The organism is Psychromonas sp. MB-3u-54 (assembly GCF_002836415.1).
In the GTDB taxonomy this organism is placed as follows: Bacteria; Pseudomonadota; Gammaproteobacteria; order Enterobacterales; family Psychromonadaceae; genus Psychromonas.
Genome location: NZ_PJBP01000179.1, coordinates 43312 through 66709, shown reverse-complemented (window position 1 = coordinate 66709; position 23398 = coordinate 43312). Strand labels below are relative to the sequence as shown.

The 23398-nt window shown below is 39.8% G+C and carries 21 protein-coding genes, 2 tRNA genes and 1 pseudogene; 17 read left to right on the top strand and 7 right to left on the bottom strand.

Features of this window, described 5'->3' with window-relative positions:
* Positions 1–100 precede the first annotated feature (100 nt).
* Positions 101–643 (bottom strand): DUF2058 domain-containing protein, encoded by a 543-nt coding sequence (locus CXF72_RS16680; RefSeq protein ID WP_101040746.1) that lies wholly within the window; start codon positions 641–643, stop codon positions 101–103.
* Positions 644–1384: 741 nt separating this feature from the next.
* Here CXF72_RS16680 and CXF72_RS16675 point away from each other — a divergent pair.
* The gene (locus CXF72_RS16675; RefSeq protein WP_101040744.1) at positions 1385–1801 is read left to right on the top strand and encodes a CBS domain-containing protein; all 417 of its coding nucleotides are present in this window, start codon (positions 1385–1387) and stop codon (positions 1799–1801) included.
* A 33-nt stretch (positions 1802–1834) separates the two neighbouring features.
* Here the strand turns inward: CXF72_RS16675 and aat are convergent, their stop codons facing one another.
* The gene (aat, locus tag CXF72_RS16670; RefSeq protein ID WP_101040742.1) at positions 1835–2551 is read right to left on the bottom strand and encodes a leucyl/phenylalanyl-tRNA--protein transferase; all 717 of its coding nucleotides are present in this window, start codon (positions 2549–2551) and stop codon (positions 1835–1837) included.
* A 188-nt stretch (positions 2552–2739) separates the two neighbouring features.
* A complete protein-coding gene (gene gltA, locus CXF72_RS16665; RefSeq protein WP_101040740.1) occupies positions 2740–4032 on the bottom strand; it encodes a citrate synthase in 1293 nt (430 codons plus the stop codon).
* Between the two features lie 954 nt (positions 4033–4986).
* Here gltA and sdhC point away from each other — a divergent pair.
* From sdhC to sucD, 8 genes are all read left to right on the top strand, one after another.
* Positions 4987–5361 carry a succinate dehydrogenase, cytochrome b556 subunit gene (gene sdhC / locus CXF72_RS16660; RefSeq protein ID WP_101040738.1) on the top strand — a complete coding sequence of 125 codons (375 nt, stop codon included), beginning with the start codon at positions 4987–4989 and terminating at the stop codon, positions 5359–5361.
* Complete coding sequence (gene sdhD / locus CXF72_RS16655) at positions 5355–5699, top strand: succinate dehydrogenase, hydrophobic membrane anchor protein (RefSeq protein ID WP_101040736.1); 345 nt, start codon at positions 5355–5357, stop codon at positions 5697–5699. The genes sdhC and sdhD overlap by 7 nt, the downstream gene beginning before the upstream one ends.
* Position 5700: 1 nt before the next feature.
* On the top strand, positions 5701–7467 hold the full coding sequence (gene sdhA, locus CXF72_RS16650) for a succinate dehydrogenase flavoprotein subunit (RefSeq protein ID WP_101040734.1): 1767 nt from the start codon (positions 5701–5703) through the stop codon (positions 7465–7467).
* Between the two features lie 13 nt (positions 7468–7480).
* Positions 7481–8194 (top strand): succinate dehydrogenase iron-sulfur subunit, encoded by a 714-nt coding sequence (locus CXF72_RS16645; protein WP_101040732.1) that lies wholly within the window; start codon positions 7481–7483, stop codon positions 8192–8194.
* Between the two features lie 46 nt (positions 8195–8240).
* Positions 8241–11048, top strand: coding sequence for a 2-oxoglutarate dehydrogenase E1 component (locus CXF72_RS16640; protein WP_101040730.1), 2808 nt, complete (start codon positions 8241–8243; stop codon positions 11046–11048).
* A 58-nt stretch (positions 11049–11106) separates the two neighbouring features.
* A complete protein-coding gene (gene odhB, locus CXF72_RS16635) occupies positions 11107–12282 on the top strand; it encodes a 2-oxoglutarate dehydrogenase complex dihydrolipoyllysine-residue succinyltransferase (protein ID WP_198552635.1) in 1176 nt (391 codons plus the stop codon).
* 132 nt (positions 12283–12414) lie between these two features.
* Positions 12415–13581, top strand: a complete 1167-nt coding sequence (sucC, locus tag CXF72_RS16630) for an ADP-forming succinate--CoA ligase subunit beta (protein ID WP_101040726.1) — start codon at positions 12415–12417, stop codon at positions 13579–13581.
* Positions 13581–14453: a succinate--CoA ligase subunit alpha gene (gene sucD / locus CXF72_RS16625; protein WP_101040724.1), complete on the top strand. Its 873-nt coding sequence runs from the start codon at positions 13581–13583 to the stop codon at positions 14451–14453. Before sucC ends, sucD begins: the two co-directional genes overlap by 1 nt.
* 62 nt (positions 14454–14515) lie before the next feature.
* Here sucD and CXF72_RS16620 read toward each other — a convergent pair whose 3' ends face one another.
* Complete coding sequence (locus CXF72_RS16620; protein WP_101040722.1) at positions 14516–14743, bottom strand: hypothetical protein; 228 nt, start codon at positions 14741–14743, stop codon at positions 14516–14518.
* Between the two features lie 448 nt (positions 14744–15191).
* Here CXF72_RS16620 and CXF72_RS16615 point away from each other — a divergent pair, with 448 nt between their 5' ends.
* The 3 genes from CXF72_RS16615 (at position 15192) to CXF72_RS16605 (ending at position 17181) form a co-directional block, all read left to right on the top strand.
* Positions 15192–15599, top strand: coding sequence for a VOC family protein (locus CXF72_RS16615; RefSeq protein WP_101040720.1), 408 nt, complete (start codon positions 15192–15194; stop codon positions 15597–15599).
* Positions 15600–15714: 115 nt separating this feature from the next.
* Positions 15715–15948: a DUF2789 domain-containing protein gene (locus CXF72_RS16610; RefSeq protein ID WP_101040718.1), complete on the top strand. Its 234-nt coding sequence runs from the start codon at positions 15715–15717 to the stop codon at positions 15946–15948.
* Positions 15949–16203: 255 nt separating this feature from the next.
* Entirely contained in the window at positions 16204–17181 is a 978-nt protein-coding gene (locus tag CXF72_RS16605; protein WP_101040716.1) for a coproporphyrinogen III oxidase, read from the top strand.
* Positions 17182–17394: 213 nt separating this feature from the next.
* Here CXF72_RS16605 and CXF72_RS16600 read toward each other — a convergent pair whose 3' ends face one another.
* The 3 genes from CXF72_RS16600 to CXF72_RS16590 form a co-directional block, all read right to left on the bottom strand.
* Positions 17395–18324: a hypothetical protein gene (locus tag CXF72_RS16600; protein ID WP_101040714.1), complete on the bottom strand. Its 930-nt coding sequence runs from the start codon at positions 18322–18324 to the stop codon at positions 17395–17397.
* Positions 18325–18539: 215 nt separating this feature from the next.
* A complete protein-coding gene (locus CXF72_RS16595) occupies positions 18540–18881 on the bottom strand; it encodes a DUF3622 domain-containing protein (RefSeq protein WP_101040712.1) in 342 nt (113 codons plus the stop codon).
* 128 nt (positions 18882–19009) lie between these two features.
* On the bottom strand, positions 19010–19348 hold the full coding sequence (locus tag CXF72_RS16590) for a VF530 family DNA-binding protein (protein ID WP_101040710.1): 339 nt from the start codon (positions 19346–19348) through the stop codon (positions 19010–19012).
* Positions 19349–19901: 553 nt separating this feature from the next.
* Between CXF72_RS16590 and CXF72_RS16585 the strand changes: the two genes are divergently transcribed.
* The 5 genes and pseudogenes from CXF72_RS16585 to CXF72_RS16565 all read left to right on the top strand — a co-directional run bounded on the left by CXF72_RS16585 (position 19902) and on the right by CXF72_RS16565 (position 23251).
* Positions 19902–19987 (top strand) — tRNA-Leu (locus CXF72_RS16585).
* A gap of 315 nt (positions 19988–20302) precedes the next feature.
* Positions 20303–20388: transfer RNA gene (locus CXF72_RS16580), tRNA-Leu, on the top strand.
* Between the two features lie 462 nt (positions 20389–20850).
* Positions 20851–21756, top strand: a complete 906-nt coding sequence (gene rluF, locus CXF72_RS16575) for a 23S rRNA pseudouridine(2604) synthase RluF (RefSeq protein ID WP_232785011.1) — start codon at positions 20851–20853, stop codon at positions 21754–21756.
* Complete coding sequence (thiL, locus tag CXF72_RS16570) at positions 21753–22766, top strand: thiamine-phosphate kinase (RefSeq protein WP_101040708.1); 1014 nt, start codon at positions 21753–21755, stop codon at positions 22764–22766. Before rluF ends, thiL begins: the two co-directional genes overlap by 4 nt.
* A gap of 16 nt (positions 22767–22782) precedes the next feature.
* Positions 22783–23251 (top strand): annotated as a pseudogene (locus CXF72_RS16565) (phosphatidylglycerophosphatase A).
* Positions 23252–23398 lie beyond the last annotated feature (147 nt).

Here is a 23398-nt window from a genome sequence, read left to right as displayed (position 1 = left end):
TAAGAAGGGTGTTTTAACCTCAAAAAGACGCTCTGCTGCCCAAATTATTTGAATCTTATATGCAAATAATTTGGGCAGCTATTTTTGCAGTCGATAAAATTTACCAAATAAGATCATCTGGAATAGCAAAATCAGCGTAAGGATCATCTTCGGGCGCTGCTAATGGTTCTTGTTTGTCATGTAACGCCACCAATACCGAAGGATCAATCTCTGCTAATATCGCCGCTGCCTCTTTATTAATTAAATAAAACGCTTCATTTAATACACAAATAGCTAACTCACCACGAATCAAGCCCTTTTGTGTTTTACTGTCAACCGCAATGCGTTTAACTTTGTTGCTATAGGTAAAATGATAGTCAATTTCACCTTGATAATTTTTTTCGCAATGTTGGGCAATCATCTGAATAAGTTTACCGTGTGCTGCACGCAATGCTAATTCTGCCTGTGTTGCTTTGTTTTTATCCAAGTCTTGCTGTTTATTTTGCTGTTTTTGATCGTTGAGCGAAATTTGCATATCAGAAACCTCAACACTCCCTTTTTTCTTTTTTTGTTTTGCTTTACGGCGTTTATCCGTTTGTACTTGCTGTGCTTTTTGTTTGTTGATCAGACCGGATTTCATCAGTTGTTCTTGTAGAGAAGCCATAAAATACCTTAGTGCTTGAATATGTATACCCATGATACTTCAAGATGCAAAGTCAGCAAGGAAAATTGTGCTGAGATGCTAGGCATCAAATCGAAGTACATGCCCAAATTATTTGAAGATGCAAGAATCAGCAAGACGATAAATGATGAAATTCTAGGCAGAAGGCTGATGATCTCGTTATTCTAAATCGACGCTTGCTAACAACGAAGATCGTCGTTTATCGCCTTGTCCTTCGGGAGATTCGCCCGAAAAATAGCACTGCGTTGTAACACTTCAGAAGGGAATAACCATTTAAGATGTAAATGGTTGCATTTACATCTACCGGTAGAGGATTAACGCAGTTAATCGCTCGAAAGGTCATGTTACGCCTTGTTCTAGCATTCAGGAAACTCTGAATCTGCATCTTCAAGTAGTTTGGGTATAGTTATTCTACAGTGAGATTTTATAACAACGCAGATTGGCACAATTTGCCTTGCCCTACGGGGCGCAAGATCAAAAACCAGCGCTGCGTTGCACCAATCGAAAAGGGAATAACCATTACCTCATGTTGCGTCTTGCTCTGATCGAAGAGCTTGCGCCTGACAAAGTATTTTGAAGAAACATGGGTATATACCCGTTAGTTTAGCGAGTAAACATATTCGAAGGAAACTAAATTTCCGGGGAGCCCTAATATTTATTGTAAAATCATCGACAAACAGGTAAAAATGATTAAGCTTTAATTATATCGAAGGGGAGGTTCATATGGAAAATCTGCAAATATTACACTGCATGTCCGGTAAAAGTATTTTTTTCAAAAAAGAGATGCCAATTGAAACTGCGGTTACTAAATTGCTCCGTAGTAAAGAGATTGGAGGCCCTGTTCTTGATGACCGCGGTCACGTTATTGGTTGGTTATCTGAGCAGGACTGTTTAGCTAAAATGCTGGCAGCAAGTTACTACTGCGAATTAGTTGCGTTAGTCGAGGATGTGATGGTTAATACTCCCCTGACGGTTGAAGCAACCATGAGTATTATTGACTTAGCGCAGCTGATGTTATCTGCAAAGCCAAAAATTTATCCCGTTGTAGATGAAAATAATAAATTTATCGGACTCATTTCAAGAAAGGACGTTTTAGCCGGAATGAGCAAACAATTCAATATTTGTTCACCGGTAATGTAAAACCATGTGATAGGTAAAATTTCAATGTTTTACCTATCTGTTTTTGATGGAAATAGTCTGTTGGTCCCAACATTTCTTATCTACGCTTATATTTTTATATTGGTTAAGATAATTGATGAAATTTTTTCGAGAACTATTTTGCACCGCAAAACTTTGCAGATGCTTGGTTAATATTTGACAATCTATTAATTTTCCGCCAAATCTATCAAAGTGCTGACATAGGGCTATAAAGGCTATTTTAGAACTATTATCCTCTTTGCTAAACATCGACTCACCACAAAATACACTGCCAATACAGACACCGTATAAACCACCAATCAATTTATTATCCCGCCATACTTCAATTGAATGGGCCACGCCTTGTCGATGCAATTGTTGATAGGCAGCTATCATATCAAAAGTAATCCATGTCTGATCCTGATCTCCTCGAGGCGCGGCGCAGGCATCAATGACATTGTCAAAGGCAAGGTTGATGGAAATAGAGAAATTGTTTTTGTTAATAATTTTTTTCATGCTGCTGCCGATATGCACAAAGTTTGGTTTGATAGTGGCGCGTTGTGAAGGGCTCCACCACAAAATGGGCTGTCCGTCACTAAACCAGGGGAAAATTCCCTGCCCGTAGGCACTTATGATACGTTGTGGATTTAAATCCCCGCCCATTGCCAAAAGGCCATCGGGATCGCTTAAGGCTGAGTTTGTGTTCGGGAAAACAGAATTATTGAGGGGCAATTCTGGAATGTATATTGTCATTAATATTCACAAATTTAGAAAGTAAAAGAGATAGTGTCGCGGCAGGATTGAATCATACTACTGAAAATTAAAAAACCACTCTTTAAAGTGGTTTTTGCTGTGTAATAAATACACTCATAAAGTGATCAAGCACTGCATAGGATAAATTTTTCCCTGCAGCACTGATCACTTTTTTCATTTATTTTCTATTATTTAGAACGATTTTCAACGTCATCAACTTTCAGTCCAATTTCACCAGTATATAACTGACGTGGTCGTCCAATTTTCAGTCCTGGTTGATCTAACATCTCTTTCCAATGTGATATCCAACCAATAGTACGTGAAATTGCAAAAATAACCGTAAACATTGATTTAGGAATACCCATTGCCCGCAGTACAAGACCTGAATAAAAATCGACATTAGGGTAGAGTTTTTTCTCTACAAAATACGGGTCTTCAAGTGCAATTCTTTCAAGCTCCATGGCAACGTCAAGAAGAGGATCATTAATTTTCAGATCATCTAATACTTCATGACAAGCTTTTCGCATAACCGTGGCACGGGGATCGTGATTTTTATAGACGCGATGTCCAAAGCCCATCAAACGGAATGGGTCATTTTTGTCTTTTGCTTTAGCGATATATTCAGGTATGTTTTCAACACTGCCGATCTCTTCTAACATATTCAAACAAGCTTCATTGGCACCCCCATGCGCAGGCCCCCATAAAGATGCGATACCTGCGGCAATACACGCAAATGGATTAGCACCCGATGAACCCGCTAGGCGGACAGTCGAAGTAGAAGCATTTTGTTCATGGTCTGCATGCAGGATAAATATTTTATCCATTGCACGTTCAAGTACCGGGTTTACTTTGTATTCATCGCAGGGTACAGCAAACATCATTTTTAGAAAATTACCTGCATACGAAAGGTTATTGTCCGGATACACAAAAGGTTGACCATTTGAATATTTATAGGACATGGCAGCCAACGTTGGCATTTTTGAAACCAGACGGTAAGCGGTAATTTCACGGTGATTTTCGTTAGTAATATCAAGAGAGTCATGGTAGAAAGCTGATAATGCACCAACGACACCACACATGATTGCCATTGGATGAGAATCGCGACGGAAACCTTGGTACAGTTTTGCTAACTGTTCGTGAATCATTGTATGGTGTAATACAACATGATGGAATTTTTCTGACTGTTCTTTGTCAGGAAATTGGCCATTCAACAGTAAATAACAAACTTCGAGATAGTCAGATTTTTCAGCTAATTCATCAATTGCATATCCGCGATGTAAGAGAATTCCCTTGTCACCGTCTATGAAGGTTATTGCTGATTCACAAGAAGCTGTTGCTAGAAAACCTGGGTCATAGGTGAAATAACCGGCTTGGCCTAAGCTTCGAATATCAATGACATCATTACCCGCAGTTCCTTTCATGATTGGCAGTTCTATCGCTTTTTGTCCAGGTAATTGAAGTATTGCTTTTTGTTCAGACATTTATTGTATCTCCATTTCTTTTAAGAATTACAAGAATCACAAGAATTTAACCCGCATATTTTTACAGGCAAAATTTACCCTTGTCAATTTTAACAGTTCAACTTTGCGAGCTGTTCTGCTCTAATTTAACGGAATACTTTAATTTTAGATGATATTATCGACTATCTAGGTAACATGATTACAAAACGTCATTACAAAACTTATAACAGTGAATTTAAAATTAAAATAGGAGGGGCTTCTGACCTTTGTTGTGTGTTTTCACAGCAATTCGTACGTGCTTTATACAAGGCAGAGCCTGCTTCGTGTCGTTATTGTGCATCAGCTGGCAACATTCTGCGCTAGGTTCTCAGTTTATATAAATACCGATGCTGCTCTGTTCATGCCTTGCTCAGAATAATGTTATATTGAATGAAATTTGTACTAGAAAGGTCAATAGGTACGCGCATTAATCGCTGATCAACGTTATCAGGTTGAGCAAATTGGATCGGCTTTAGGCTCATAATAAGTGTGTTTTATAGCCGTAAACAAAAACCTGAAGAGCAGACTATACAACTGGAAATTCTGTGCGTTATTATCGCCAGCTTATCTTTTGGGATTGTTTTTGCAGCAGTTTGTAGGCTCTTCATAAAAGTATTGTTTTTTAATAAAAATAGGCGAAAACAACCTTTGTTTCAAGCTTGGAAAAAGTCCAGAGGAGTGTTTTTTTAAATGACCTGCTCAATATATCTGAAATATAAGCACAAGCCCCGATCAAATTAGTTTTCAGTTGTTACAACAAGTGTTTTTTTACTTGTTATAACAACTGCTTGCAATTTGTACTGTTTTTCGGATAACGGGATTATAATTGTGCTTGCATCACAAAAAGACATCATGTGCCTGACATTATGTTAACAATATGCTAACAATGTACCTGCAAAAAAAACTTCTTACCGGCTAATAAAAAGAGACTACATTGTGCGCAGAGACAGACCTATAAATTTAGACTTAACCACGGTTCAATTCCCGATAACCGCAACAGCATCAATATTGCACCGAATATCCGGAATTATCGTATTTATTGCATTAGCAATATTCTTAATGCTGTTAAATCAGTCCTTAACCTCAGAAACAGATTTTAATAACGTGATGGGATATATAGATAATTTCTTCATTGGATTGATTATCTGGGCGGCGCTAACCGGGCTTGTCTACCATATTGTATTTGGCGTACGCCATATGATTCAAGATCTGGGTTATTGGGAAGAATTAGAAAGTGCAGCTTTGAGTGCAAAAGTTGGATTTATAATCACGGCTATCTTATCAGTATTAACAGGGGTATTAGTATGGTAAACGTTGTGGGAACCTTCGGTAGAAGCGGAGTTCATGATTATGTTTTATTGCGTGCAAGTGCGGTAGTTATACTGGCATATGTTCTTTATCTTGTTGGTTTTGTGACTTTTGCAGACATTGACTATTTTTCTTGGGTTGGTTTTTTCTCATTGACGCTGACCAAAATATTTTCTTTGTTTGCCTTAATTGCAATGCTCGTGCATGCATGGATTGGTCTTTGGCAAGTGCTAACTGATTACGTTAAAAATACTTTGTTACGTGCTGTATTACAGTTTTTATTAACGTCAACTGCATTTGTCTATGTTATTTCTGGTTTTGTAATTTTGTGGGGTGTTTAAGGTGAGTTTACCGATTCGTGAATTTGATGCGATTGTGATTGGTGCAGGTGGTGCAGGTATGCGCGCAGCACTTTCCATTTCTGAAGAAGGCAAAAGTTGTGCCTTGATAAGTAAAGTTTTTCCAACCCGATCTCATACTGTTTCAGCCCAAGGCGGTATTACGGTTGCATTGGGTAATGCCCATGAAGATGATTGGCAGTATCACATGTATGATACCGTTAAGGGCTCTGATTATATCGGTGACCAGGACGCTATCGAGTATATGTGTAAGATCGGTCCGGAAGTGGTACGCGAGCTTGAACATATGGGCTTGCCTTTTTCTCGTTTTGAAGATGGCAGTATTTACCAGCGTCCGTTCGGCGGACAGTCTAAAGCTTATGGCCAAGGTCAAGCATCTCGTACTGCGGCGGCTGCCGACCGTACAGGTCATGCTTTATTACATACACTTTATCAGCAGAATATTAAAAATAAAACCACCGTTTTTTCTGAGTGGTATGCACTTGATTTAGTGAAAAATGATGATGGTGATGTTGTCGGTTGTACTGCTCTCGATATTGAGTCCGGCGAAATAGTGATGTTTAAAGCACAAGCGACCGTGCTTGCAACGGGTGGAGCAGGTCGTGTTTACGCCTCTACAACCAATGCGCATATTAACACCGGCGATGGTGTTGGCATGGCACTGCGTGCCGGTGTTCCTGTGCAGGATATGGAGATGTGGCAGTTCCATCCAACGGGTATTGCTGGTGCGGGTACTCTAGTAACAGAAGGTTGTCGCGGTGAAGGTGGATATCTGCTCAATAAAGATGGTGAGCGTTTTATGGAACGTTATGCACCCAATGCCAAAGATTTAGCCGGGCGTGATGTTGTTGCCCGTGCAATGATGATTGAAATCCGTGAAGGTCGTGGTTGTGAGGGGCCTTGGGGCATACATCTTAAATTAAAACTAGACCATTTAGGTAAAGATGTTCTGGAGTCGAGATTACCAGGGGTTATGGAATTATCACGTACTTTTGCACATGTCGATCCTGTTAAAGAGCCTATTCCAGTTATTCCAACTTGCCATTACCAAATGGGTGGTGTGCCAACGACAGTCAATGGCCAAGTGCTTAAGTTGGATGAAAACGGTAAAGATGTAGAGGTCAAAGGACTCTTTGCAGTCGGTGAAATAGCCAGTGTATCAGTACACGGTTCTAACCGCTTAGGTGGTAATTCACTGTTAGATTTAGTGGTATTCGGTCGTGCGACAGGCAAACACTTAGGTGTAGTACTTGCGCAAGAAAACACTGCTAAGGAACCTACGCAGGAAAATATAGATGCTGCACTGGAACGTTTTAACCGTTGGGAAAAAGGTAACGGCACTGAATGTCCAAATCAAATCAGAAAAGATCTGCAGCAATGTATGCAAAACAATTTCTCTGTCTTCAGAGATGGTGAGGCAATGGCCAAAGGTTTAGCTGAATTGAAAGTACTGCGTGAGCGTTTGGCAAATGCCAAATTAGACGATAAAAGCACGGAATTTAATACTAACCGCATTGAATGTTTAGAGCTTGATAACTTGATGGAAACTGCATTTTCAACTGCCATGGCGGCTAACTTTAGAACGGAAAGTCGAGGCGCACACAGCCGCTTTGATTACCCGGATCGGGATGATAAAAGTTGGCTATGCCACAGCATTTTCAACCCCGAGACCGAAAATATGTGTAAACGTGATGTTAATATGAAACCGGTATTGCGTGAACCTTTCCCTCCTAAAGCGCGTGTTTATTAAAAAGGCTATTGTTATGCAAGTGAAGTTTTCTATTTATCGTTATAACCCTGATGTTGATAACGCGCCCTATATGCAAGATATGTCTTTAGATATTGCAGAGGGCTCTGATATGATGGTGCTTGATGCATTAATCACACTGAAAGAGAAGGATCCGACTTTGTCTTTTCGCCGTTCATGTCGAGAGGGTGTTTGTGGTTCCGATGGTATGAATATCAATGGCAAAAATGGCTTAGCCTGTATTACCCCTTTGTCCGATTTGTTGTCTAAAGGTAAAGTAATATTACGTCCGTTACCGGGATTACCCGTAATACGTGATTTAGTCATCGATATGACCCAATTTTATACGCAATATGAAAAAATAAAACCCTACTTGGTCACTGATGATCGGCAGCCACCCGTTGCAGAATATAAGCAAACACCAGAAGAGCGAGAAAAACTCGATGGTTTATATGAATGTATTTTGTGTGCTTGTTGCTCAACTTCTTGTCCTTCTTTTTGGTGGAATCCTGATAAGTTTATTGGTCCTGCAGGTTTATTAGCGGCCTACCGGTTCCTTATTGACAGTCGTGATAATGCAACAGAAGAGCGACTTGCAGACTTAGATGATGCATTTAGTGTATTCCGTTGTCATGGTATTATGAATTGTGTCAGTGTTTGTCCAAAAGGATTAAACCCGACTAAAGCAATCGGTAAAATCAAATCAATGTTATTACAACGTGCCATTTAATTTTTATGTAATTATAACTAATAAGTAAAAGAAGGAAGAAACTTAAATGCCAACTAATGTTATGAAGACATGGTTAGCTTCATCCCATTTCTCCGGGGGCAATTCGACCTATATTGAAGATATCTATGAGTCATATTTAGAAGATTCTTTATCGGTTGACGCTAACTGGCGGAAAGTATTCGATGATTTACCACAAGTAAGTGATAAACCGGAAGAAGCGCATTCCCGCATTCGTGCGCAGATGAAACTGGCCGCTAAAGCAACAAAATGTATTACCCCGTCTAATGACGTAGTGCATAATGATGCTAAACAGGTTCGTGTTCTGCAGTTAATCGGTGCTTATCGTAATCGTGGCCACGAAGTGGCTTCATTGGATCCGTTAGGACTTACCGTACTGGAAACAATCAAGGAATTAGACCCTTTCTATCATGAATTAGAAGGGGCTGATCTTGATGCCAGTTTTAATGTTGGATCCTATGCGGCTTCCAATGAAACAATGGTATTACGTGATCTTATCGCATCACTTAAACGCACATATTGTGGGTCAGTGGGTGCGGAATATATGCATATCACGAATACCGATGAAAAACGCTGGTTACAAAATCGTATCGAATCCTGTGAAAGTAAACCTTCGTTCAGTTATGAAGCAAAGAATCGTTTTATGGAAGAACTGTCTGCAACGGAAGGTCTTGAACGTTATCTTGGATCTAAATTCCCCGGTGCAAAGCGTTTTTCCTTAGAAGGTGGAGACTCTTTTATTCCGATGTTAAAAGAGTTGATTCGACGTGCCGGTGAGCAGGGCGCACAGGAAGTCGTATTAGGGATGGCTCACCGAGGCCGTCTTAATGTGTTAGTTAATGTGTTTGGTAAAAAACCCGCGGATCTCTTTGATGAATTTGCAGGCAAACACAGCACTGTTGATGGTTCAAGTGATGTAAAATACCATCAAGGTTTTAGCAGTGACTTTAAAACCCCTAAGGGTAATGTGCATTTAGCGCTGAGTTTTAACCCTTCGCATTTAGAGATTGTTAACCCTGTTGTATTGGGCTCTGTTCGCGCTCGGCAAGAGCGTTTAAAAGCTTATAGTGAAACTGTTCTGCCTATTACTGTGCATGGTGATGCAGCGATTGCAGGACAAGGTGTCGTACAAGAAACATTTAATATGTCACAAGCACGTGCCTTTAAAGTTGGCGGTACAGTGCGGATCGTGATCAACAATCAAATTGGCTTTACAACATCCAGCCGGGAAGATGCACGCTCTACTCGTTTTTGCACCGATATTGCAAAAATGGTTCATGCACCGATTTTTCATGTTAATGCCGATGATGCCGAAGCCGTTATTTTTGTCACACAAATCGCACTTGATTTCCGTAATACCTTTAAACGCGATGTTGTTATTGATTTGGTTTGTTATCGCCGTCATGGTCATAACGAAGCCGATGAACCCAGTGCAACCCAGCCTTTGATGTATAAAAAAATTAAAGCACATGCAACACCCCGCGAAATTTATGCAAAACAGCTGGTCGCTGAAGGTGTTATTAGTGCTGAATATGCTAAACAATTAGTGACAGATTACCGTGATGCCTTAGACAGCGGTGAATGTGTTGTCAAAGAATGGCAAGTTACGCAGCACCGCACAGTAGACTGGTCTCCTTACCTGAAGCATACTTGGGATTCTCCCTATGAATCTAAATTTCCTAAACAACGTTTAATGGAATTAGGGGAATCAATTAGCCACTATCCTGATTCCCATAAGCAACACTCACGTGTTACAAAAATCTATAATGATCGCCAATTAATGGCACGTGGTGAAAAGTTATGTGATTGGGGATTTGCTGAAAATTTAGCTTATGCAACGCTGCTTGACGATGAGTTTAATATTCGTCTGGTCGGTCAAGATTCTGGTCGTGGCACCTTCTTTCATCGTCATTCCGTATTGCATGAACAGACGGAAGGAAAGCGCTATATTCCACTTAAAAATCTTTCTGATAAACAGGGTCATTTTGATATTTATGATTCAGTGTTATCGGAAGTTGCGGTATTAGCCTTTGAATATGGCTACTCAACAGGCGCTCCTAAAGGTTTGTGTATCTGGGAAGCGCAGTTTGGGGATTTTGCTAACGGCGCACAGGTTGTCTTTGATCAGTTTCTATCTTCTGGAGAGCAGAAGTGGGGACGTATGTGCGGATTAACCGTTTTATTACCACACGGATACGAAGGTCAAGGACCTGAGCATTCATCCGCCAGATTGGAGCGTTATCTGCAACTCTGTGCGGAACATAACATGCAAGTGTGTGTACCCTCTACACCTGCACAGGTTTATCATATGTTACGCCGCCAAGTGATACGCTCAATGCGTCGTCCATTAATTGTAATGTCACCTAAATCATTGCTACGTCATCCGGAAGCGGTTTCCAGTTTAGATGAATTAGCGAATGGAACATTCCAAAATGCGATTGCTGAGATTGATGAGCATGATCCTGAAAAAGTAAATCTTGTTATTATGTGTAGCGGTAAAGTGTATTACGACCTGCTAGGTAAACGTCGTGATGCAGGATTGACTAACGTCGCAATTATCCGTATTGAACAACTATATCCTTTCCCTGCTAATGAGGTTAATGATATTTTAAGCGCTTATCAACATGTTACAGATTTTGTCTGGTGTCAGGAAGAACCTCAAAATCAAGGCGCTTGGTATTGTAGTCAGCATCATTTCAGGAGTATATTGCCCGTTGCCGCGCGATTACGTTATGCCGGCCGCGACGCATCGGCTTCAACGGCTGTTGGTTATATGTCTTTGCATCTTAAGCAGCAAAAAGCATTAATTAATGACGCCCTGGCCATTGTTGAATAATATTTAAAATAAACCCGAATTTTTTTAGTTGAAGATTTTACTGTAGGAAAGGTCAATTATGATTGAAATATTGGTTCCAGAGCTTCCAGAATCAGTTGCTGATGCAAGTGTTGCCGTTTGGCATAAGCAACCTGGTGATTTTGTTGAGCGTGATGAAGTACTTGTTGAAATAGAAACCGACAAAGTAGTGTTAGAAGTGCCAGCAACTGCCTCTGGTGTATTGGAAAGCATCGTCGAAAATGAAGGTGCAACAGTACTTTCAAAGCAATTGTTAGGTCAATTAAAAGAAGGTGCAGCAGCGCCGGTAAAAGAGCAAAAAACTGAAACTACAACTGAAACGCCCGCTTCAGATGAGACTGCAGATGCAAGCCCATCGGTGCGCCGTTTAATTCTTGAAAAAGGCTTAAATGCTGCCGATATCAAGGGAACAGGCAAAGGTGGTTCTATTACCCGTGAAGATGTAGAAAAACATCGGGTCACAAAAAATCAGGAACAAACTGAACCAAAAGTTGACATTGTCGCTGCCGTAGCTGCTCGCAGCGATAAACGCGTACCAATGACGCGTTTGCGTAAGCGTGTTGCTGAGCGTTTATTAGAAGCCAAAAATTCTACTGCTATGTTAACTACCTTTAATGAAGTTAACATGAAACCTATTATGGATCTTCGCCGCCAGTATCAAGAAGTTTTTGAGAAGAAACACGGTGTCCGTTTAGGATTTATGTCGTTTTATATTAAAGCGGTGACAGAAGCACTGAAACGATTCCCGGAAGTGAATGCCGCTATTGATGGTGATGAAATTGTTTATCATAATTTCTTTGATATCAGTATTGCTGTTTCAACACCCCGCGGTTTAGTGACGCCTGTTTTACGTGATGTGGATGATTTAAATTTTGCTGAAATCGAAAAGGGCATAAAAGTACTTGCGATTAAAGGCCGTGATGGAAAACTAACCGTTGATGAAATGATTGGTGGTAACTTCACTATCACGAACGGCGGGGTATTTGGTTCTCTATTATCAACGCCTATTATTAACCCGCCACAAGCAGCCATTTTAGGCATGCATAAAATTCAAGATCGTCCTGTAGCGGTTGACGGTAAAGTGGAAATTTTACCTATGATGTATCTGGCACTTTCTTATGATCACCGTTTAATCGACGGGAAAGAATCAGTTAGCTTCTTAGTCGCAATCAAAGAATTACTTGAAGATCCAACGCGCTTATTATTGGATGTTTAAGGGGTAGTCCAGTGCTGTTTATATTTCCCGCAATTTAGCTAATATAAACAGCGCTAACGTAAGTTACATTACTTCGAGTTATGACCTGATTAATAGGGTCATTAAGTTAAACCAAATAAATGGATCAGAATCATGAATTTGCATGAATATCAGGCAAAACAGTTGTTCAGAGAATATGGATTACCTGTACCACAAGGTATCGCATGTGATACCGCTGAGGAAGCAGTAAGTGCCGCGTCTCAAATTGGCGGAGACAAATGGGTTATTAAGTGTCAGGTACATGCAGGCGGCCGTGGTAAAGCAGGTGGTGTTGAGTTAGTTAGCACTAAAGACGGTTTACGCGATTTTGCACATAAATGGTTAGGTAAGAACTTAGTTACTTTCCAAACCGATGCAAACGGTCAACCGGTTAATAAGTTATTAGTCGAAAGCTGTAGCGATATTGCTAATGAGCTTTACTTAGGTGCGGTTATTGACCGTGCTTCACAACGTGTTACTTTCATGGCATCGACCGAAGGTGGTGTGGAAATTGAGAAAGTAGCAGAAGAGACGCCTGAACTTATTCATACTGCAATGATTGATCCATTAGTGGGTGCACAAGCGTACCAAGGTCGTGAACTTGCCTTTAAATTAGGTCTTTCTGGTAAACAGATTGGTCAATTTACAAAAATCTTCCTGGGCCTTGCGACTCTCTTTGAAGAGAAAGATTTATCGTTATTAGAAATCAATCCACTGGTTGTGACCGGGCAAGATGATCTTATCTGTTTAGACGGTAAAATTTCTCTCGATTCTAATGCAATGTACCGTCAAAAAGAGTTACATGCGATAAACGATACAACGCAAGATGATGAACGTGAAATGCATGCTGCACAATGGGAGCTTAATTATGTTGCTCTTGATGGCAGTATCGGCTGTATGGTAAACGGTGCTGGCCTGGCAATGGGAACAATGGATATCGTGCATTTACACGGCGGTAATCCGGCTAACTTCCTGGATGTTGGCGGCGGTGCAACCAAAGAACGTGTTACTGAAGCTTTCAAAATTATTCTTTCGGACTCCAATGTTAAAGCTGTTTTAGTGAACATCTTTGGCGGTATTGTACGTTGTGATTTAATTGCTGACGGTGTTATTGGCGCAGTAGCTGAAGTCGGTGTAACGGTGCCCGTTATCGTTCGTTTAGAAGGCAATAATGCTGATTTAGGTCGTAAGATTCTTGCAGAATCTGGTCTTAATATTATCGCAGCTTCATCATTAACTGATGCTGCTGAGCAAGCGGTTAAAGCGGTAGGTGGCAAATAATGAGCATTTTAATTAATAAAGACACTAAAGTAATTTGTCAGGGTTTCACTGGCGGACAAGGTACTTTCCACTCTGAGCAGGCGATTGAATACGGTACACAAATGGTCGGTGGTGTTTCGCCGGGTAAAGGTGGTCAAACGCATTTAGGTCTTCCTGTCTTTAATACGGTACGCGATGCAGTTGAAAAAACAGGTGCAACAGCATCGGTTATCTATGTACCTGCTCCATTTTGTAAAGATGCCATATTAGAAGCGATTGATGCGGGTATCAAACTGATTGTTACTATCACTGAAGGTATTCCGACACTGGATTTGGTTAGCGTTAAAGTTAAACTTGATCAAGCTGGTGTTGTTATGATCGGTCCTAACTGCCCGGGTGTTATCACACCTGATGAATGTAAGATTGGCATCATGCCTGGTCACATTCATCTAAAAGGTAAAGTAGGTATTGTTTCTCGTTCTGGGACATTAACTTACGAAGCAGTTAAACAAACAACTGATGAAGGTTTTGGTCAGTCTACTTGTGTGGGTATCGGTGGCGATCCTATTCCAGGTTCAAGCTTTATTGATATCCTGAAACTTTTCCAGGAAGATCCTGAAACTGAAGCTATTGTTATGATTGGTGAGATTGGTGGTACTGCGGAAGAAGAAGCCGCTGCATTTATCAAAGCCAATGTAACTAAACCTGTCGTATCTTATATTGCCGGTGTTACTGCACCTGCAGGTAAGCGTATGGGACATGCCGGTGCAATCATTGCCGGTGGTAAAGGGACTGCTGATGATAAGTTTAAAGCACTGGAAGATGCCGGTGTTAAAACCACTAAATCACTTGCTCAGATTGGTCAAGCATTACGTGAAGTAACAGGCTGGTAATTACCCGCTGATATTTTTCTAACTCAAGACTCTCAAAGGCCTCGTTATTTAACGGGGCTTTTTTATTTCAACAATAAATATATTCTGTCGTTATTATCAGAGACTCCCGTTAATGGCAGTGGATTAAAGCTGTTATTATTAAATCGATATAAAAAATAGCTTACCTTTTGTCTGCGCAGTAAAAGGTGACCACATATTATAGCAATCCGTGCCGATATTTGATTACTTTCACGGTTGACAATAAATGCTAACCTCGTTGTTTTATTTGCAATCAATAATACCAAATCCATTAATTTTCTGCTCCTTTATACGAGTTAAAACACCTGCTAGCTAGACATGAAACGATGCTTTAGTCTTTGTGATTGATTTTGTAATTAGAACAACTAGTTACTGCAATCAATGCCTTGCTTTCATACGTTTTTCCGGTGCCTAAATAGATCACTTAATGAGTGGAATTGGTATCGCCATTACTCAATCATAGGCCTTGCTAGTATCCTTTTTTTCTGGACAATATCAGAACATTTTTATGAAAATTGCCAGTAGTAACACAGGTTAGCAGCAGGATTATTGCTGTTCCGGCAGGCTTGCAATAGAATTAAGTATGGCATTGCGATCCTAATAGCCTAATATTAGAAGACTTATTCAGTTTTCTAAAGCAATATCTATGCGAAGTTCTGTCTGCATTAAGTTTGTAACCCTATATAAATTAAAAAGATTCATAAAGGTGGTGAGTGTAAAATGGGCATTGAAGTTAACGGTATTGATCATCTCGTCCTAAGAACAACAAAAATGGATGAGATGTTAACTTTTTATTGTGAAGTTCTAGGTTGTCGTATTGAAAGGGAAACTTCACCGGGAATAGGCTTGATTCAGTTACGGGCCGGTAATGCTTTAATCGATTTAGTCTCCGTTGATAGTGAATTAGGCCATCTAGGTGGCGGCGCTGCCACTCATACAGAAAACAATCTGGATCATTTTTGTCTGCAAATAAAAACCATGCCGGAAGACGAAATTAGCCGACATTTATCAAGTTTTGGCCTTATTGTTGAGCCGTTTGCCAGGCGATATGGCGCACAAGGATTTGGTAACTCTATTTACATTAATGATCCCGAGGGTAATACTGTCGAGATAAGAAATAAAATTTAAAGTAGATTATACCAATACCAGAAAATTACTGGGTTAAGTATTAGGTAGTTAGACTGTTATAAGTCACTATTACTTATTAAAGTTTTTCAAATAAGTCAACATATGAGAGGTTAAAATGGACACACAAAATCATTCTTTATCAGCTTTGTTTGATCAATTAGGCTTGGATAGTTCTGAGACGGGCATTAATCTTTTTATAAAAAAAAATGCGCCTTTGAAAGGGGACGCTAAATTGTATGAAGCTGATTTTTGGAATAATGCACAGGCAGATTTTTTAAAACAAGCGATAGATGAAGATGCCGATTGGGCCGAAATAGTTGATCATTTGAATCTAATGTTACGTCCTTAAAATTAAATGGCGCGGTTATTTTTTACATGAGCACGCTAGATTTAGTCAGTGAAAGCTGGCATTTAAGACGCTTCGACTCAAATAAAAACCCTACTGAATAGCTATAATGGCATCTGCTCAGATCTATTGATGCTTGTACCTGAAGGGTTGATTAATATAAAATAATATCTAAAGGGTCCTTAATAGACAATAACTATTAAGGACCCTATTAATTACACTAGTTTTAGTAAAAAAGTTACCGGATTAAATAATTATATGAAAATTGCACCCACCTCAAAAAAAGCACAAGAAGCAATGCACATACTGTCAACGTTACAAAGTGACTTTATGGAAATATTGCAGTCGATAAGTGAGCCGTTTGGCAGCGGAGCAGAATTTAATACTATTGAGTGGCTTAGAGATGAAGGTCTGCATGGTGGGGGACTGAGATTTGAAGCCGTTAAAGGCAAACTCTTTAATGGTGCTTCAATCAATATTTCTCAAGTACAATACGATGATTTGCCCGATAAGTCCTTTTCTTCCGCGACCGCACTTTCGACTATCATTCATCCGCTCCATCCTTTAGCGCCTTCTCTGCATATGCATATCAGCTGGACTGAACTTAAGAATGGTCAAGGTTCATGGCGAATAATGGCGGACTTAAACCCTTCTATACCCGATCAAAAAGAGAAAGAAAAATTTGATAACTGCTTAAAAGAGATAACCGGAAAATATCATCAGCAGGGGGAGCGTTTGGGGAATGCATATTTTTATATTCCTGCTTTGCAATGTTTTCGCGGGGTGAGCCATTTTTATCTTGAGGGTTTTAATCCTGATAGCAAGAGCACCAATCACTTTGCAAAAGACTTTGGCGAATCCGTTATCCAATGTTATGGCGAGATATTAGCACAAAAAACACTTAATGCTGAGCCGCCTACAGAGGCTCAAAAAATAGCGCAGTTAAATTACCATACTCTGTATTTTTACCAAGTTTTAACCTTAGACAAGGGCACAACGACCGGTTTGTTAATTCATAATCAGAATGATGTCGGAACACTGGGATCCTTACCCTCTCGAATCAACCGGGTGTTATTAGCAAGTTGGGTAGATATTACGCCAGCCCCCCAGGATAAGTTAATTAAACGATTTTTAAGGCTGCTTCCCGAACAGGATATTTGTCTTATTTCTAGATCGCTGAAAGTACAAATAGCAGAACAAATTCGAGCGCATTATAAAGCGTTTCCCATCAATTAGAAGCTACTTAGTAGAACCATTTTATAATAAATTGAATGCCTGTGTACTTGGCTGCGGCTGTGTTGTTTCGCGATTTTTTTCCTTAAAACCAATACTTAAAATAAACAGCTTTTCCAATTAACAGCGTAACATAGCTGTTAATTGATATTTCTGTGAGCAGATGCAGATGCGATAGATCATAAACAGAGGCAGGGCTAAAGACCGTGATTGTTATTATATATTTTTAAACATAACTTCTAAACCCAGTGTAAAAGAGACATCTTTACTTTTTTCCTGAAGGCTGTTTTTTGGCCAGTTTATTTCAGGGGAGAGCTCATAAAAGAACCAACTGCGGATAATGTTGTGTCGATAGGTTAACCCTAAATGCGTATTATCAATATAATGCTCGGGTTTATTTTTAGCGCTGATACTGGCTCTGTAATTTAGTGCCTGAGTTGGGGAGATATAATGGTATAGGGTAAAACCCGTCCCCATTTCAATACCTTCAACGTCAGTATCCAATTTTGCGAAGTTTGCCCAGCGCAATAAAAATTTTTCATTAAATGAATGGTCAATATCAAAATAAGTAATTTCACCCGTGACCATTTTTTCCTGATAAATTTTTTGTGTAAATCGCCACACCGTTTGCTGCGTAAAAGGGTAGATATATCGATAGCTGGCTTCCAAACCGGGGCGTAAGGTTGCTTTTATATTAAGACTGCTGCGCGTCTTGACCGATACATCATAGCTCAGTCCTAATGCGTTTTTTGATTCTCGGGATTGGTTATCTGGAAACAGTTCTTTGACTGTATCTGTTGTATCAGACTCAAAAATAATTTTGAATTTTTTACTTACTTTTGGCAGGTAGAGTCGAGCAGTGATATTGGGCACATACGAAAAACCTTTACCTTCAAGCCAGATAAAATCATTATACCAACGTACCATAGTGCCTGCGCGTACATTTTTTGTTGTTTTTTGATCAATGAAAAAATTGTCAAACCACGGGGCGGGCTGACAAAATTTAGTATTAAGGTAGTGGTAGCTATCATCGAGTAAACTACGCTGCTCGCTTTTACTAAAGCAGATACCCTCGCTGTCCTCTTCTGCACCGATGAAATGCGGGTAAAATGATAAAATAAGCGTGTAAATAATTAGTTTATACAAGTGATCGTTCACCTATTAATAAATATTATTAAACATAGTGTTATTAAACCTAGCCTGCTTAACGAACAGGGTATTATGCGATTTAAGAAGCAGTTAGCAAATTGTAACTACCCAAACTACGTGAAGATGCTGTATCTTCAACTAATTCAGGTATGTCAGTATAACCTGCAAGGTAGAATATGACCGTTAGATTAGGCTGACAACTATACTGACAACTATGCTTCTTCTTCGCTGTCTTGTTGATCTTGTGCTTCCATGGCTGCAAGACGCTTTTCTTCATATGCGGCTGCGGCTGCTATTTTTTCCGCTTCTGCTTTAGCTGCTAGCTCATTGCGTACAGTACGTTTGTCTGCCTTACGTACCGTTGCTGCCTGTAAATTTTTTACAAACTGCACAAGTTCTTCTTTTGCCCATGCTTCTGCTAACGCTTCATTTTCAAAACCATTTTCGCGCTTTGATACACTTGTTCTACGGGCTGTTACTCGACGCGTGATTTCCGCGTTCCATTTGTCGCCTTCTTGGGTAATACGGTAATCGAATTTATTTTGTTGTGCCATTTGTATTTTTTTCCTAGTGCTTAATTAATTGTTTTTTGTTTATCTGGAGAGATCAATATGAGATATTAATTTAATAAAAATAAACAGTACGGTGAGATTTTAACATGAAATCTCAATTATCATCAGCATTAATTATCGGTCTGTTTATCTTTCAATGATGGCCAAGCAAAGGCGTCAGATTTTTCAGAAAGTTGTGCAGACGCCTCTCTCTGCCGGGTAATGTTTTTTCTTATTAATAACGTGGTGGCAGGGTGGTCGCTAAAAAACACTTTCAGGTAAAGAACTTCTGTTTTGCTGCGCGCCCAGGGTGTCTTTCTCATGAATCTTAAACTAGATTTAAGGCTAGGCTTGTCCATAAAACAGCGAATATTGAGTAATTCTCCCATTTTACGCCAGCCTAATTTAGCTTCAAGTTCAGTCAATATCTGTTCGAGTTTAACGCCATCTAGAGGGTCATTGTGATTCATTTTTATATCCGAAATGCAAAACCATTATAAATAAGACTAAATATACTTTCTAAAACGGACTAAATTGATCATAGATAAATCTAAGCCTTACAGAGATGTATTTAGTTACTCAAGCATCTGGTTTAAGAAAATATTGATCGTTAACCATTGTGCTTGGATCAGTTTAACATTTTTCCACTTATCCTGAATCATTTAAATATCAAAAATAAATTTGTACTTGGCGTTTATTACTCCAATCTGTCTTAAAGTCGACCCGTTGGAAAGTCTCGTTTATCTTAGAGAGTTGTTGCGCTGATGAGGGGCGCGACGCCGATTGAATCGTTATCTCGACGTTTATTTGAAATTTATGCTGAATGGCCTGTTAAATTATTTAATGTAGATTAGCACTACCGTTAAATTACTCCACTGCACCTTCTAAAGGCTGAAAATATAGCAGTTTAGATTAATTTACAAGCACTTGAACCTTTTTATCGATTAAACAGGGTTAAAAACTTGTACTGGATAAAAAGTGCTATAGAATACCCCGCACTTACTTAGTGTAATTTAAGTAAACGCCCGGATGGTGGAATCGGTAGACACAAGGGATTTAAAATCCCTCGCCTTATGGGTGTGCGAGTTCAAGTCTCGCTCCGGGCACCAAATTAATAAAAAAAGCAGCTTTTAGCTGCTTTTTTTATGCCTGAAATAAAGTTTCAAGCGTTTAATAGAAAAGCATGCTTTTTTCTAATATCAGATCTTCATCGTTCAAAATCAAAATCAAAATCAAAATCATACCCAACTCATTATAAGTGTTCAATAATTTGAATTATTCCTCCTTGACGCGAGAAAACTGTCTGTTTTGATTGATTTGCAAGCAGTTGAACTGTTTTGTTAATTTAAACGGGGTTAAGCACTTGTAGTTGCTAATAATTTCTATAGAATACGCCGCACTTACTTAGTGCAATTTAAGTAAACGCCCGGATGGTGGAATCGGTAGACACAAGGGATTTAAAATCCCTCGCCTTATGGGTGTGCGAGTTCAAGTCTCGCTCCGGGCACCAAATTAATAAAAAAAGCAGCTTTTAGCTGCTTTTTTTATGTCTGAAATAAATATATCTGCAGTAAAATAAACATAACCGGGCTGTTTGGTCACCTTTTATACTTTTTTATGATTTTTCTGGAAAAATGTTAAGTACCTATCCGATGGTTTTTGCAATCATTGCAGTTATCTACTTCGTAATAAGTCTTCTCCAACGACCTTTGGGGAAACTTCCGCAGTTCAATCATGCCTGTGCTGTATACCGAAGAGTGCTGCGCCAACTAAAAAACAGCAGAGCAGCCACCGGGGTTGTAACGGATAATTCATTACTTTTGAGCGGTTTCATTTGCTCACGGTTTAATGTCTAATGATAACAGCAAGTCATCGATACCCATTTTATTTATTACTCAGACGGGCTGCGCCTTTTTAATCGCTGCACCAGGACATTTTTTTGGGTTTTAAAAGATTAATACAGGATAATATTGTGGATAAAAATAGTGAAATACGGCTCAATAAGTTTATCAGTGATTCAGGATTTTGTTCACGCCGGGAAGCGGATAAGTTGATTGAGCAAAATCGTGTCAAAATAAATGGTGATATACCTGAATTAGGGACTAAAGTGCAACCCGGTGATCTCGTCTTGGTCGACGGTAAGCGAATTAATGCCAGTGCGCAAGATAAATTGGATCGTATCTATATTGTCTATAATAAACCGATCGGCATTACCTGCACCACTGAGCGTCATATTCACGGTAATATTATTGATGCCATTGGTCATAAAAAACGCATTTTTCCAATAGGACGACTAGATAAACCCTCTGAAGGTTTAATCTTTTTAACCAGTGATGGTGATATAGTCAATAAAATATTACGTGCTGAAAATGCGCACGATAAAGAATATTTGGTCACCGTCGATAAACCCTTAAGTGAACGATTTGTTGAGCGTATGCAGCGTGGTGTCCCTATCCTCGATACTATTACCAAACCTTGTAAAGTAATAGTAGACAGTCGTTTTGTCTTTCGTATCATCCTGACCCAGGGGTTAAATCGCCAGATTCGGCGTATGTGTGAACACTTAGGTTATGAAGTGCTTAAATTAAAACGCACTCGCATTATGAAAGTAGGCTTAGGCAATTTAAAACCTGGCCAATGGCGTAATTTAAGCACGACAGAATTGGCTGAAATAAACCAAGCGGTTTCTTCTTCGTCAAAGACAGCTATTGAGACCTCCCCTGCAAAACCCGCTAGAAAAGCCCCGCAATCGAAGGCCAGAAACAACGCCAATAATAGTCATCAGCCGGCAAAAAAAATATTTATCAATAAAAACAGCAAAAACACTCCAGCTCCGGCTGCCAATGAAAAAGCCACTTTGAAGTTAAAACGTAAATGAACCTCAGTGAATTTGCTTTGATAGACAGCTATTTTAAACGCAGCACTATAGTTCAAAATAGCGGTGTTGACCTAGGCATAGGTGATGATTGTGCTCTCTTAGATATTCCAGAGGGTCACCAACTGGCCGTCAGCACAGACAGTTTAGTCTGTGCTGTGCATTTCTTTGAGGATGTTGACCCATACCGGTTAGGTTATAAGGCGCTGGCCGTTAACCTGAGCGATCTCGCTGCGATGGGAGCATTGCCTAAATGGGTTTCCCTGGCGATTACTCTGCCCAACGGCGCCAGGGTGAATAATAATCCCAATTGGTTATCTGAATTTACCCGCGGCTTTTTTGCATTAGCAGATAAATTCGATGTTGTGTTGGTGGGTGGAGATACAACCAAAGGTCCTTTATCGATCACCGTTTCTGTGAAAGGTATTGTGCCTAGAGGGTTAGCACTGCAGCGTAATAAAGCTCAATTGGGCGATCTGATTTGTGTTTCAAGTAATATAGGAGATGGCGCTTTAGGCTTGGCGGTCAAACTAAATGAGTTAACGCTCACCGATCCTCAGTACTTTGTGGATGCGTTAGAGCTTACCGAGCCGCGTGTTGATCTCGGTATTTTATTACGCGGTTTAGCATCAAGCTGTATCGATATCTCCGATGGTTTAACCCAGGATCTTACCCATATTTTGAAAGCATCTCATTGTGCTGCAAAAATTGCGATAGAATCTATACCCTTGTCAAAAAGGATGCAGGAGGAAGTTAATATAGGAAAGCTTAGCAATGATACGGCAGTACAATACGCATTAACCGGCGGGGATGATTATGAATTATTATTTACGATCAGTGAAAATAATTTAATGCTGCTAGAGCAGAGAATAGCTCAACAAACACAGCCCATGCCAAGCCTCTCGGTGATCGGCCGTACTACTTCACAGCAATCTGAATTAATAGCATTTTTTAAAGAAGATCAAGCCGTTACTTATTCGACCGGCGGATGGGATCATTTTAAGCAAAAATAAAAAATAAAAGAATAAAATCAGAACGATTAAAGGTGAAGATCTAAGCGTAAGCAATCCATTGCATTCAGCAGCGGTCGGTTTTGGAAGCGGTTTAGCAAAGAAAGCCCCGGGTACATCTGGTACGCTTGCGGCAGTGCCCTTTTATTATTTCATGTCGTTTTTATCGCTACAGCTCTATATCGCCGTTATTGTTATCTGTAGTGTTTTTGGTATTTGGATTTGTCAGGTGACAAGCGGAGATATGGGCAGTCACGATCATGGCGCGATTGTGTCGGTTATGGATAACCATGTTAACGGTGCCTTTTAGTTGGCAGTGGGCATTGATTGGCTTCATCCTGTTTCGAGTTTTTGCCATTGTAGAACCTTATCCTATCTGCTGGCTTGATAAAAAAGTGCAGGGCGGTTTGGGTATTATGATTGATGACATTGTGGTGGGCATCTTTGCCGCTATGGTTGTGCAATTTTTAATTTATTACTACGGCTAATAAAATGCCCAGCAAATTTTGTTTTTCTAAGCGACTCCTTTTATTGTTTTTATGACCGCTCTCGGCAGGGTGTTTTGCCTTACTGTCTTCTGATGTTGATATCAGCGCTGCAATTTCTGACAATATGCTTGTTCACTTTTCCACGTC